This is a genomic window from Aeromonas sp. 603757 (genome assembly GCF_049171255.1).
Classification (GTDB): Bacteria; Pseudomonadota; Gammaproteobacteria; order Enterobacterales; family Aeromonadaceae; genus Aeromonas; species Aeromonas veronii_A.
The window spans coordinates 68,573-81,760 of sequence record NZ_JAAKOE010000021.1; the positions used below are offsets into that span (position 1 = coordinate 68,573).

Here is a 13,188-nt window from a genome sequence, read left to right on the forward strand (position 1 = left end):
TAATATACATATGGATATTGGCACTCAGTAAGATAATGATTTCACCTTAGCGTATAACCAAAAGCAATTTTTAACAGGTATGTCGTATGAAATATTTTGTAACTGGTGCAGCGGGATTTATCGGTGCGAAGGTGTGCGAACTACTGTGCTTGAAAGGGTATCAGGTTATAGGTATTGATAACCTAAATGATTACTATGAGGTATCTCTTAAATTAAGTAGACTTGAACAGTTAACTCCATTTTCTAACTTCAAGTTTGTAAAAATGGATGTCTCTGATAGAAAATCTATCCTGACTCTCTTTTCCAAAGAGAAGTTTGACAGAGTAATTCATCTTGCCGCTCAAGCCGGTGTTCGCCATTCAATGGAATCTCCCTTTTCTTATATTGATAGCAACGTAGACGGATTTTTGACAATTCTGGAAGGTTGTCGTCATCATCATATTGAGCATCTTGTTTATGCATCTTCTAGCTCCGTATATGGAATGAATGAGGAAATGCCATTTAGAGTGAGTGAACCCACTGACCATCCTATTTCGTTATATGCAGCGACAAAAAAAATGAATGAGCTGATGGCGCACACATATTCTCATTTGTATGGTATCCCAACCACAGGATTGCGTTTTTTCACAGTTTATGGCCCGTGGGGACGGCCGGATATGGCATTATTTAAATTTACTAAATGTATGCTGTCTGGACAGCCAATAGATGTATATAACAATGGTCTGTTAAGCCGAGATTTCACATATATAGATGACATTGCTGAAGGTGTGATCCGGGTAGCGGACGTGATACCGGTTGAAAATTCTGCCTGGCGTTGCGCAACTGGTTCTCCAGCTGATAGCAGTGCCCCTTATCGTGTATTTAACATTGGTAATGGTAGGCCGATTAAAATAGTTGATTTTATTCAATCTCTCGAGCAAGCGCTGGGGGTTAAAGCTATAAAAAATATGATGCCCATGCAGTCGGGTGATGTTTATGCGACATGGGCGGATACTGAGGATTTATTTGCTACTATTTCATATCGCCCATCAATGAAGATAGAACAGGGCATACAGAATTTTGTTGAATGGTATCGCTCTTATTATCAATTTTTGGATGTGAAGGTTCAATAATGAAAATTGCCGTTGTCGGTATAGGTTACGTAGGTTTGTCTAATGCAATATTGTTAGCTCAGAACCATCATGTTGTTGCATTTGATGTTAATCCAGAAAAAGTGTCCATGATTAACAGGCGACAATCTCCAATTATTGATTCTGATATCGATCTGTTCTTTAAACAACGGACTTTGGATCTTACCGCAACCTTGAATAAATCAACCGCTTACCAACATGCTGACTATATTATAATTGCGACGCCCACTAATTATGATCCTGATACAAATTGCTTTGATACTGCGTCGGTAGAGTCAGTTATTTTTGATATTATGGAAATTAATCCTGAGGCAGTAATTGTAATCAAGTCTACTGTTCCTGTTGGTTTTACCTCTAAAATGCGGATGACTCATAATTACGAGAATATTTTCTTTTCCCCCGAGTTTTTACGTGAAGGGAGAGCATTATATGATAACCTTTATCCATCACGTGTTATAGTCGGGGCAACAAGTGAATATGCACGAACATTTTCTAGACTTATGATTGATGGGGCAATAGAAAAAAATGTGCCAGTCATTTTTACTGAAAGTACGGAAGCAGAGGCTGTAAAATTATTTGCTAACACATATCTGGCGATGCGAATCGCATTTTTTAATGAGTTGGATACATATGCCCAAAAAAATAATCTAGAAACAAAGGATATTATTGATGGTGTTTGCCTGGACCCTCGTATTGGCCACTATTACAACAATCCATCTTTTGGTTATGGAGGTTATTGTCTGCCAAAAGACACCAAGCAGCTTCTGGCAAATTTCAACCAAGTGCCCAGCAACCTGATTAGAGCTATTGTTGATGCTAATACAACGAGAAAAGATTTTATTGCCGATACAGTTATCGCGACTAATCCTAAACGAGTAGGTATTTATCGACTAGTTATGAAGGCTGGTTCGGATAATTTTAGAGCATCGGCAATACAGGGAGTCATGAAAAGAATCAAGGCGAAGGGTATTGAGGTTGTTGTTTATGAGCCATCCTTAATGGAACCTTATTTCTTTAGGTCAAAAGTCATCACTGAAGTATCCGTATTTAAAGGTATGTGTGACATTATACTTGCCAACCGAATGAGTCCTGATTTAGCCGATGTGATTGATAAGGTCTATACACGAGACATTTTTGGCTACGACTAAAGCAGACTGCATATTTTCAATTGCTGTGCTTTTGTCAAACCAGGAAAGAGTGGCAAGGTCATTGCGCCTGCGTAAAATTGCTCAGTAGAGGGCAGGGTAGTATGAGTCCACTTTTGATACCAAGGTTGTTTGTAAATAGGTATATAGTGCACGTTGGCGCCGATATCCTGTGCACGTACTTTTTGGAAGAGCGCACAGCGTTGTTCAGGGGCTACATGGTGAACATAGAGATGGAAGGCACTACGCCGCTCGGTGTTGAAATGACGAGGTAGCTGGTGTGGTGCCAGTCTTTCGAAGTAGTACTGGGCAATCTCGTTACGCGTGTGAATCCATGTCTCCAGATTGGCCATCTGGCTCAACCCCAGCGCAGCCTGAATGTCGGTCATGCGGTAGTTGAAGCCGAGCATCTGCTGCTCATAGTACCAAGGGCCGTCCGGCTCATTGATAAAGTCTTCCGGTTCACGGGTGATGCCATGGCTGCGGAGCATGCGCATCATCTTGGCAAGCGCAGGGTCGTTGGTCATGGCCATGCCACCCTCGCCAGTGGTGATGATCTTCACCGGGTGGAAGCTGAATACTGTGATGTCGCTATAGCGGCCATTGCCGGTAGGCTCACCATGATAACGGGCACCAAGGGCGTGGCAGGCATCTTCGATGATCTTGAAACCGTACTTTTGTCCCAGGCGGTGGATCTCCTGCATGTCGCAGGGGAGGCCGGCAAAGTGCACCGGTATGACTACTTTGGGTAGCTTTCCTTCCGCCTTGGCTGCAATCAGCTTCCTCTCCAGCTCCAAAGCGCACATGTTACCGGTATCTGGTTCAATATCGACAAAATCGACTTGTGCACCGCAGTAGAGAGCACAGTTGGCGGATGCAACAAAGCTGATGGGGGATGTCCAGACCCAGTCGCCGGGGCCAACGCCAAGTGCCAGACAGGCTACATGGAGTGCTGCGGTACCTGAATTGACTGCCACCCCGAATTTGGCTCCACAGTAATCGGCTACTGCTTGCTCGAAGCGGGGGACTACGGGTCCCTGGGTCAGGAAGTCGGACTTGAGAACGTCCACAACAGCATCGATATCTGCCTGGCTGATGGATTGGCGGCCATAAGGGATCATTCAGTTCTCCCCTTTTGGTTCATTTTCAAAAGCTGTTCAATGGTAAAAAAGTGAGGGTTGCTGCGAGAGTTATATTCGAAGCCCTGTTCTACCATTTTTCCTTTTTCGCCCGCCGCTGTTTTGGAGAAATCGTTGTTGCGATTATTGAAGTTGATGGTTGGGCCAATCACGAAGAAGTCATCAAACTCGAAGGTGTGATAAGAGTCATCGGCAGGACACATCACTTCATGGAGCTTCTCTCCCGGGCGAATGCCGATGATCTTGTGTGGCAGGTGCGGTGCCATGGCACTGGCGAGCTCCGTAATTCGGACGGATGGCAACTTGGGAACAAATATTTCCCCCCCCTTCATCCGCCCAAAATTGTCCAGAACGAAATCCACCCCTTGTTGCAAGGTAATCCAGAAGCGCGTCATCTCCTCATGGGTGATGGGTAACGCATCTGCTCCCTGGTCAATCAGCTTTTGGAAGAAGGGGACGACAGAGCCGCGAGAACCGACCACGTTACCGTAGCGGACTACGGCAAAACGGGTGGGATCCTGCCCCGCGATGTTGTTTGCTGCCACGAAGAGTTTGTCTGATGCCAGTTTGGTGGCGCCGTAGAGATTGATCGGGTTGGCGGCTTTGTCAGTGGAGAGGGCAATAACTTTTTTAACCTGATTGAGCAAGGCAGCCTGGATGACGTTTTCTGCACCATGGATATTGGTTTTAATGCACTCCATGGGGTTGTATTCAGCGGCGGGCACTTGCTTGAGTGCGGCTGCATGAACCACGTAATCCACTCCACGCATTGCCATGGTGAGCCGGTTGGCGTCTCTTACATCACCGATAAAATAGCGCATGCAGGGGTCGTTAAACTCTTGCTGCATCTCGAACTGTTTCAGTTCGTCACGAGAATAGATGATAAGGCGTTTGGGTTTATAACGTTCCAGTACTGTCTTGACCAATCGTTGGCCAAACGAGCCGGTGCCACCTGTGATCAGTAGCGTTTTATCGTTGAACATTGTGGGCATCTCGTCATAAAAACAGTAGATGAATCATATGCTAGCAAATAAAGTACCAGTTTTTTTGGCAAAGAGTGTGATCCATTCACACAAAAACAGTTCTAAAGATTTGGTTGCCACCCAGAACACTTCAGGTCGATCCTCATCATTAGTGATGTATCAAGATGTGCTGGTGCTTTGCGAGCTTAGCTGGATAGCTCGGCAAATCTGCTCCACCGCATTGAGGGCTCTTGGGGTGAATCGGTGTAGTTCATCCGAGTTGATCAAATCGAGTCGCTGGTGCTGCACCGCATCGAGATTGGGCCACTTTTGCCAGTGATTCAGGGCGTCAGGATCTTGACTCCCCGCCAGGATCAGCGCGGGGTTCGCTTTGATCACCTGTTCCATGTCCACTTGAGGGTAGGGGGTCTTGGCATTTGCCATGACGTTGACCCCGCCGCAGAGTTCGATGGCCTGAGCCGGCCAGGCATTGCCACTGACGCTGGTGAGCGGTGGGTACCAGAGCTGGTAGAACACCTTGACGCCGGTTGATTGTCCATAATGCTGTTGCAGCTCATGCAGGCGCGCCAGATAGCGATCGGCGGCCTCGTTGGCACTCTTTTCCACACCCAGCAATTTGCCCAGGGCCCGCATCTCGGTGGCCAGCGAGGCAAAATCGGTAGGCTCAGAGTAGAAAACCGGGATCCCGATCTGTGCCAGTGGGGCCAGCATCCGTGATTGAGCCGAGCGCCAGCCGAGGATGAGATCCGGCTTTTGCGCCAGCAGCGCCTCGACATTGATGCTGCGATAATTGGCCACCTTGGGCTTGGTTTTCACCTCGGCGGGATAGTCTGAGGCATCGTCGATGGCAACCAGCTTGTCGCCGGCGCCAATCTCGTAGAGCAATTCGGTCAGGTGAGGAACAACACTCACCACCCGGGTTGGCGTGGCGGCCTGTAGGACACCGGGCAACCAGGCAACCAGCACGCAGGGCAGCCAGACAGCCAAGCGCAACCATCTAACCATGAAATAACCCCGCCACAGTGACAAGCAGCGCCAGTATCAACCAGCCCCAGCCGCACCCTTGCAGAATGTTGAGCACCTTGCGCGGAGTCTCGCTATCTGGCTCAGCACCTGTGCCGATGACTGGCCAGCGCTGGAGAGCCCCCTGATAGTAGCGAGGGCCACCAAGGCGGATCCGGCACTTGTCTACCAGCAGGGTGAGCAGCATCCCCATGGCGGGATAGGGCCAGAGCGCGCCACTTCGCAGCAACTGCGCTGCCTGCTTGAGACGGCTTGCCAGCAGTGGCAGCCCCAGCAACAAAATGACGGGGGCATTGAGCCCCTGATAGAGGGTGCTGGCGGCGCGACCAAAATGGTCGAAGGCGGGATCTTTGCGACTCCAGCTCAGGTTCATCAGCTGCACCAGCCGCCAGAGCAGGGCACCCTGTACGCCAGCCAGGGCAAATCCCAGCAGCGGGCCAGCCCATTGGCCCACCAGGCGCAGGGCGCAGCTCTCCGTCACTGCTTTGGCGAGCCCCATGGTCGAGAGTTTACTGGTCTCCCGCTTGAGCCAGGGAGCCACCTGCAATCTCGCCAGCGGCAGTGTCTCCTGGGTGGTGAGAGAGTGAGTGGCATGGGCGAGTTCGCGCAGTGGACGGGATTCGAGCATCAGCAGCATGAACAGCAGGTCGAAGATCGGTTCGCTCAATGCCAGATTGCGCAACGACCAGAGCCCGGTGGCGCAGGGGAGCCAGACTACCAGCATTGCCAGCAGGCCGGCCTGCATTTGCTGGCCGGGTGAACCATCGGGTCTGTGTACCTTGTGCCCCAGCCGGGTCAGCAGGGGCGTGACGGCCGAAAGACGCAGATGGGATGGCCACGGGATCACCGCCTCCAGCAGGGCTGCCCCCACCAGAATGGCCGCCATCGTAGAAAGGAGGGCGTCGGCCATCAAATCAAGCGAGCCGGTCTCGATCACAGCTTGCCGAGCATCTTGATGATCACTTCGGCGGAGTGCTTGCCAGCCACTTCGATGAAGGCATCGAAGGATTCAACCTGTTCCTTGCCGGCGATATCAGACATGGCGCGTACCACCAGATAGGGCACTTTGAACATGTGGCACACCTGACCGATGGCGGCACCTTCCATCTCGACCGCCAGCATCTGCGGGAAGTCGGCGCGAGCCTTGGCGATGGCGTCCGGTTTGCACATGAACTGATCGCCGGTGCAGATAAGGCCGACCTTGGTCTGGTGCTTGCCCTGCTCGGCGATGCAATCCTGAGCGACCGCGATGAGTTTCTCGTCGCAGGGGAAGGCGGCGGGTTGCTGCGCCATCTGGCCCATCTCGTAACCAAAGGCGGTCACGTCCACATCGTGGAAACGCATCTCGCTGGCAATCACCACATCACCGATGTGCAGGTCCTGGGCAAAGCCGCCGGCAGAGCCGGTATTGATGACGCAGTCGGGGGCAAATTTTTCCAGCAGCAGGCTGGTGGCCACGCTGGCGGCGACCTTACCGATACCGGAGCGGGTCAGGATCACCTCTTTGCCTGCCAGCTCCCCTTGATAGAACTCGCAGCCGCCCAGTTGCAGGGTGGTGGGGTTGCTCATCTGGCTGCGCAGCAGGGCTACTTCTTGCTCCATGGCGCCGATAATACCTACTTTCATTGCTGACCTCGTCTTGATAGCCGTGTGGCTGAATTTAAGTTGCTGTAGATCATAACAAAAGATGGCGTCGGCGCCGAGAGGCACAAGCGAAAGGAGAGATGAAACGCGGCGATCCATATGGAAGCGCCGCAGGTGACAAAAAGCATTGATGAGGAGGGGAGAAGGCCTTTAGCCGAGCGCGGTATCGAGGGTCATCATCAGGGCAAAGCCTGCCATCAGGCCAAGGGTGGCATAGGTCTGGTGACCGTTGCGATGAGTCTCCGGAATTACCTCGTGCGAGACCACAAACAGCATGGCGCCGGCGGCGAGCCCAAGTCCGATGGGGTAGGCGATGGCAAGGCCGCTGGAGAGCCCCACCCCGAGCAGGGCGCCAATCGGTTCGAGCAGGCCGCTGGCGATGGCGACCAGCACGGCGACAGAGGGGCGAAAACCGGCGGCGCACATGGCCAGCGCCACCGCCAGTCCTTCGGGAATATCCTGCAGTGCGATGGCGGTTGTGAGCGGCAGCCCCACCGACATATCCCCCTGCGAGAAGCTGACCCCGATGGCCATCCCCTCCGGCAGGTTGTGCAGGGCGATGGCAAAGACGAACAGCCAGACCCGGGAGCAGCTCTCATGGCCGGGGCCGCAGGGGCCGGTTTTGTCATGCTCGTGCGGGGTGAACTGGTCCAGTCCCAGCATCAACAGCACCCCGAGGGTCATGCCGACTACCACTACGGCGGCGGCACTAAAGCCGTTGCCGGTGATCCCCTCGGCAGCCTCCAGCCCCGGCAGCAGCAGGGAGAAGGCGCTGGCCGCCAGCATCATGCCGGCGGCAAAGCCGAGCATGGTGTCCTCCACTTTTTGCGGTACCGAGCGTAGAAACAGAGCGGGCAGGGCGCCGATGGCGGTGGCGGCAAACCCGGCAGCACCACCGACAAGGCCGTAGCGCACGCCGCTGGTCACCTCGCCGGTAGCGAGCATGATGAGACTCTGCAACAGCAGTAACAAGACGGCAGCCAGCGCGATAAAGAGACCGAGGGCAGTGAGCGGGCGGCTTTGCATCTGGCTACGCAGTTGCTGTGACCAGGATAACGGAGGAAGAGCTGAGAGATGGTCCATGGCATGACCTCGAGTGTGCAAAGTGGATGGTGGCATTACATCTACTTGGCCGCCCCTTGTCCATGCCTGCAAGGCGATTGCCGCTATCTGAAAATCTGGAAAGAGTTTATCCAGGCAACCACATGGGAACTCTTATCGGTAGCCAAAGGCGGGGGGCAAGAGGGGTTGTCTGCAAATGGCTGAAGTGGATGTTGAGAGGCCAGTGGGGATGCATCGCGAACTCTTTTAAATCAGCTGTAGATGTCTGCCTTGGTGTTCGGATAACAGATACAAGAAAACCGGCTTGCGCCGGTTTTGTTATCTGTCTGCTCGAAGGCTGGCTTATTTCGCCAGGGACTCCGGCAGCTCTTCACGGATCTTGCCGAGCATCTCTTTCAGGACACGCGGGTTGGCAACCACGATGTTGCCGGAGTTTTCGTAGTTGTGACCACCTACGAAGTCGGTGACGATGGCGCCAGCTTCTTTGGCCAGCAGTTCACCGGCAGCGGTGTCCCAGGGCTTGAGGCCGATTTCCCAGAAACCGTCGACGCGACCGGCAGCCACGTAGGCCAGATCCAGTGCGGCAGAGCCGGAACGACGGATGTCGGCACATTCGATGAACATGCTCTGGAACATCTTCAGGTAAGGCTCGATGTGATGCTTCTGCTTGAACGGGAAACCGGTCGCCAGCACGGTGCCAGCCAGCTCTTTGGCTTTGCCGACACGAATGCGGTAGCCGTTCAGCTGGGCGCCGCTACCACGGGTAGCAGTAAACAGCTCGTCACGGATGGGATCGTAAACAACGGCTTGTTCAGTCTTGCCCTTGACACGCAGGGCGATGGAGACGGCAAAGTGCGGAATGCCTTTGACCAGGTTGGTCGTGCCATCCAGTGGGTCAATGATCCATTGATAGTCCGGATTGGTACCGGCAATCTCACCAGACTCTTCAGCAACAATGCTGTGCTCAGGGTAAGATTTTTTGATGGTGTGAATGATGGCCGCTTCGGCTTCACGGTCAACGTTGGTCACGAAGTCATTGCTGCCTTTTTGGATAGCCTCAATGTTCTCAGGCTGGGAGAAGGCTTTTACTACAACTTGACCGGCGTTGCGCGCAGCGCGCACGGCGATATTCAGCATCGGATGCATAGGTTCACCACTGGATGTTAAAGAACGGGGGATAAAAGGACGCGGTATGATACCAGTATTTTGTGCGATGGCAACTGTTATCCCCCTACGACCAATTGATTACCACTGCCAGATTTGACGGCTCCAATATAGACCAGATCTGCGCTAGTCTTATCCCAGCAGCCGGATACAGGCTGTCATGAGCATAGGGATGTGAACCATGAATTTGTCATTAGTGAGTCAGAACGTGTCAGCGGCCAGCGAGGGACTGTTGGCCATCTTGCGGTCATCACCCGAGTATGGTGATCACTTTGCCCACATCACCGTGACCCCACTGGCCCAGTGGCAACCGGCCAAGACGGAGGCGGCGATCCTGCTGATCGACGGCGATGCGCCCTGGCAGGATGCCGGATTTACCCGGGGAGAGGATGAGACGATCGGTTTGCCGGTCTTGCCGTTGCTGATCCGCAAGGGAGACAAGGAGCTGACGGTCTGTGGGCCGGATGTGCGTGACCCCCGTTTCTATTTTGTCTCAAACGGCATCGTGCTGGATGAGTCTGAGCTGGCCGAGCCTGCCTGCAGCCGGGTGCTGCTGCGCAAACTGGAGTCTTACTTCCCGTTGCTTTCCCGCCTGATCATGCTGCGCCAGCGCAAGCCGGTCGCCGTGATTAACTAATATCTACCATTGCCAGAGCGCACTAGCGGCGCACCGTAGCCTTGTTTGGCCAGCGGTGCGTCGCTTTTTAATGGTCTGGAGCCGGTCACTTGTTGCAAGATGAGGCGGCTATGGTGTTGCACCCTGTTCCAACCGTGCAATCTGGCTATGACCAACAAGGAGTGAATCATGATCGACTTTTACACCGCCGCGACCCCCAATGGTTTCAAAGTGGCGATCGCCCTCGAAGAGCTGGGTTTGCCCTATCGGGTCATTCCTCTCGATCTCTCTGCACTGGATCAGAAGAAGCCCGAGTTTCTCGCCATCAACCCAAATGGCCGTATTCCGGCTATCGTCGATCGGGATAATGACGATTTTGCCGTATTCGAGTCGGGGGCCATCCTCATCTATCTGGCGGAGAAAGCAGGCAAGTTGCTGCCCGCTGATCCCAAACGCCGCTCTCAGGCCATCCAGTGGCTGATGTTCCAGATGGGCGGGGTAGGACCCATGATGGGGCAGGCCAATGTCTTCTACCGCTATTTCCCCGAGAAGATCCCCGCCGCCATCGAACGTTACCAGAAGGAGGGGCGCCGTCTGTTCGAGGTGCTCGATAGCCATCTGGCCCACCAAGAATATCTGGCGGACGAGTACAGCATCGCCGATATCGCCACCTGGCCCTGGGTGCGTATTTATGACTGGAGCGGCATCTCCATCGAGGGGTTACCCCATCTGCAAGCCTGGATGGATCGCATGGCAGAGAAACCTGCCTGCCAGAAGGGGATCACCATACCGCCGCGCAAGGAGCAGCCCGATGAGCTGATCAAGCAGGCGCAGCAGATGGTAACACGTTGATTTTTAACTGCGGACGGGGCGAAACGCCCCGTAATATTAGAAAAACTAAGGCAAGCCGATTATAAAGATTCGTTCGTTTTTTGTGAGCTGAATCACTATGATGCCCCCATACCACCAAGCGTCCTGTGCGGTGGCTTGGCGGGCTCCCCGCCTACTGTTTCCAACACTGTTTTTGATTGCATCACAGCCTCTGTGATCAGATTCCTCTGGGCCATTTTGTGCCAGAGGGGCGGCAGCATTTTTTCGATTTTTTGGGACTGATATGGATCGGCACAGTTTTTATCCGTTGTTTTTACTGACCATTCTGATGGTCGCTGTGGGCCAGATGACCCAGACCCTTTATGTTCCCTCCATTCCCATGATGGCGGGGGACTTCAATGTGGCCTCGGGCCAGTTACAGGCGGTGATGGCCTGTTACCTGATCCCCTATGGCCTCTCCCAGTTTGTCTACGGGCCGCTGTCGGATCGAATCGGTCGTCGTCCGGTGCTGATCGTCGGCATGATGGTATTTCTGGTAGGCACCCTGATCATTCAGGTCATCCCTCATTTTGCCGCCCTGCTGGTGGGCAGCTTTATTCAGGGGCTGGGTACCGGTGCCGGTGGCGCCATGAGCCGTACCGTGATGCGCGATCGCTACAATGGCGCCGAGCTCAACCGCGCCAACAGTCTGGTCAGCATGGGGGTGATCTTCTCCCCGCTGCTGGCCCCGGTGCTGGGTGGCTGGCTGACCGAGCTGTTCAACTGGCGCGCCGGTTACTGGTTCCTGTTCGGTTTTGGTGCCGTAGCCACTCTGGCGATCATGGCCTGGTTTGGTGAGACGCTGCCTGCTGCTGCTCGTCAGCCGCTGCGCGTCGGTGCTGCCTATCGTCATGTGCTGGGCAACCCCAAGTTTCAGGGCAACCTGCTTTGCCTGATGGCGACCTTTGCCGGTTTGGCAGTGTTCGAGGCTGCGGCCGGTGTGCTGCTGGGCGATGTGCTGAAACTGAGCGCCCGTACCGTGAGCGTGCTGTTCGTGCTGCCGCTGCCCGGCTATCTGTTCGGGGCCTGGCTCTCTGCCAAGCTGAGCTTCCGTTTGACTCAGGGCAAACTGATGCGTCTGGGGATCGCCTTTCTGGCGCTCGGCTCCCTCATCATTCTGGTGCCGGGGCTGTTCGGGGTGGTGAGTGCCGCCTCGCTGGTCGGTGGTGCGGCTGTCTACTTCATCGGTAGCGGTATTCTCTACCCGACTGCCACCTCCTGCGCCATCGAGCCCTTCCCGGGTCAAGCCGGCACCGCGGGAGCCATTCTCGGCGGGATGCAGAATCTGGGGGCGGGCGTGGTGACCCTGCTGGCGGCCGGTTTCCCGATGACCGGGCAGGTGACTCTGGGGGCCATCATGACCCTGATGGTGCTGATCGTGGCGCTGAGCTTTGTCTGGTTACGCCACCATGGTTCGCCCCACGAGCAGATGGCAATTTGATCAGCCGCTCTCTTTGCATCTGGAGCAAGCCCACCCTCAGCGGTGGGCTTTGTTTTATCCGAAGAACGGGCTGGGAGATAGCATTAGCTTGATGTAGTGATCGATGTTGTGAGGTTAACTTCAGTGTCTAGTCCTGAAATAGGTTTACACATTTTCAACTTCAACTCGCATTTCTCTACTCAGAACCCCCTATGTACCGCATCGGGGGTTCTGTATTTCAATGCATGATGCGGCCGCTCCTCGTTGTAAATATCTACTGCTTCACGCACCATTTCCCGCGCTTGCGTCAAATCCTGCGGGCTTTGCAGCAATAACTCTCCTTTCAAAATCCCGTTCACCCGCTCCGCCAACGCATTCTGATAACAGTCATACCCATCCGTCATCGAGCATTTCACCCCGTACCGTTCATGTAGTGACTGATACAGCCCAGAGCAATACTGCACGCCGCGGTCCGAGTGATGGATGAGTTCACCGCCGCCACGCCGTTGCTTCAGTGCTTTCTTGAACGCCATCGCAACCGACTCCGCGTGCATTCCTTCGTGTACGTGGTGGCCTACTATCTTGCGTGAGTACGCATCCGTCACCAGGCTCAGGTACAGCGGCCCGCTCCTGGCGGGAAGATAGGTGATATCTGCGACCCAGACCTGCTCCGGGGCTACCGGCGTGACCTGCTCTGGCCCCGCCTTGAGCAAGTTGGGATGACGGTAGAAACGGTGAAAACTGTGGGTGGTCTTGTGATACGCCCGCCTGGGCAGCACCAGCAGGCGGTGCTCGGCCAATATCCGAAACAGCCTGTCACGCCCGACTTTGAGCCCGCCATCATCCTGACCCTGGAGCAGATAATGCAGCTTGCGAGTGCCCACCCGAGGTTGTCGCAGTCGAACCTGACGCACGAAGCGCACCACCTGCAGCCCTTGTGCATGGCGCTCGTCGGCGACCCGATTGCGCTTGTAGTAAGCCTGCCGGCTTAT

Annotated in this window: 13 protein-coding genes; 5 read left to right on the forward strand and 8 right to left on the reverse strand. The window is 54.2% G+C overall.

Annotated features, from left to right (window positions below; all coding sequences use genetic code 11):
- Nucleotides 1–86: 86 nt before the first annotated feature.
- Nucleotides 87–1,112, forward strand: a complete 1,026-nt coding sequence (locus G5332_RS17550) for an NAD-dependent epimerase (RefSeq protein ID WP_216953972.1) — start codon at nt 87–89, stop codon at nt 1,110–1,112.
- The gene (locus G5332_RS17555) at nt 1,112–2,278 is read left to right on the forward strand and encodes a nucleotide sugar dehydrogenase (protein WP_216953971.1); all 1,167 of its coding nucleotides are present in this window, start codon (nt 1,112–1,114) and stop codon (nt 2,276–2,278) included. Before G5332_RS17550 ends, G5332_RS17555 begins: the two co-directional genes overlap by 1 nt.
- Here the strand turns inward: G5332_RS17555 and pseC are convergent.
- The 7 genes from pseC to suhB form a co-directional block, all read right to left on the reverse strand.
- A complete protein-coding gene (gene pseC, locus G5332_RS17560; protein WP_227340775.1) occupies nt 2,275–3,396 on the reverse strand; it encodes a UDP-4-amino-4,6-dideoxy-N-acetyl-beta-L-altrosamine transaminase in 1,122 nt (373 codons plus the stop codon). The genes G5332_RS17555 and pseC overlap by 4 nt on opposite strands.
- On the reverse strand, nt 3,393–4,397 hold the full coding sequence (gene pseB, locus G5332_RS17565) for a UDP-N-acetylglucosamine 4,6-dehydratase (inverting) (RefSeq protein WP_227340774.1): 1,005 nt from the start codon (nt 4,395–4,397) through the stop codon (nt 3,393–3,395). The genes pseC and pseB overlap by 4 nt, the downstream gene beginning before the upstream one ends.
- Before the next feature lie 159 nt (nt 4,398–4,556).
- Nucleotides 4,557–5,402, reverse strand: coding sequence for a cobalamin-binding protein (locus tag G5332_RS17570; protein ID WP_227340773.1), 846 nt, complete (start codon nt 5,400–5,402; stop codon nt 4,557–4,559).
- On the reverse strand, nt 5,395–6,357 hold the full coding sequence (locus tag G5332_RS17575; RefSeq protein WP_421173053.1) for a cobalamin biosynthesis protein CobD/CbiB: 963 nt from the start codon (nt 6,355–6,357) through the stop codon (nt 5,395–5,397). Before G5332_RS17575 ends, G5332_RS17570 begins: the two co-directional genes overlap by 8 nt.
- Nucleotides 6,354–7,046 carry a 5'-methylthioadenosine/S-adenosylhomocysteine nucleosidase gene (gene mtnN, locus G5332_RS17580; RefSeq protein ID WP_021230869.1) on the reverse strand — a complete coding sequence of 231 codons (693 nt, stop codon included), beginning with the start codon at nt 7,044–7,046 and terminating at the stop codon, nt 6,354–6,356. Before mtnN ends, G5332_RS17575 begins: the two co-directional genes overlap by 4 nt.
- 168 nt (nt 7,047–7,214) lie before the next feature.
- Nucleotides 7,215–8,147: a ZIP family metal transporter gene (locus tag G5332_RS17585; RefSeq protein WP_103251745.1), complete on the reverse strand. Its 933-nt coding sequence runs from the start codon at nt 8,145–8,147 to the stop codon at nt 7,215–7,217.
- A 321-nt stretch (nt 8,148–8,468) separates the two neighbouring features.
- Nucleotides 8,469–9,272 (reverse strand): inositol-1-monophosphatase, encoded by an 804-nt coding sequence (gene suhB, locus G5332_RS17590; RefSeq protein ID WP_021230872.1) that lies wholly within the window; start codon nt 9,270–9,272, stop codon nt 8,469–8,471.
- Between the two features lie 199 nt (nt 9,273–9,471).
- Between suhB and G5332_RS17595 the strand changes: the two genes are divergently transcribed.
- From G5332_RS17595 to emrD, 3 genes are all read left to right on the forward strand, one after another.
- On the forward strand, nt 9,472–9,927 hold the full coding sequence (locus tag G5332_RS17595; protein ID WP_227340771.1) for a hypothetical protein: 456 nt from the start codon (nt 9,472–9,474) through the stop codon (nt 9,925–9,927).
- A 168-nt stretch (nt 9,928–10,095) separates the two neighbouring features.
- Complete coding sequence (locus tag G5332_RS17600; protein ID WP_118853671.1) at nt 10,096–10,758, forward strand: glutathione S-transferase family protein; 663 nt, start codon at nt 10,096–10,098, stop codon at nt 10,756–10,758.
- 262 nt (nt 10,759–11,020) lie between these two features.
- A complete protein-coding gene (gene emrD, locus G5332_RS17605) occupies nt 11,021–12,217 on the forward strand; it encodes a multidrug efflux MFS transporter EmrD (protein WP_005333920.1) in 1,197 nt (398 codons plus the stop codon).
- A gap of 179 nt (nt 12,218–12,396) precedes the next feature.
- Here emrD and G5332_RS17610 read toward each other — a convergent pair.
- On the reverse strand, nt 12,397–13,188 hold a 792-nt coding region (locus G5332_RS17610), incomplete at its 5' end, for an IS3 family transposase (RefSeq protein ID WP_421311454.1).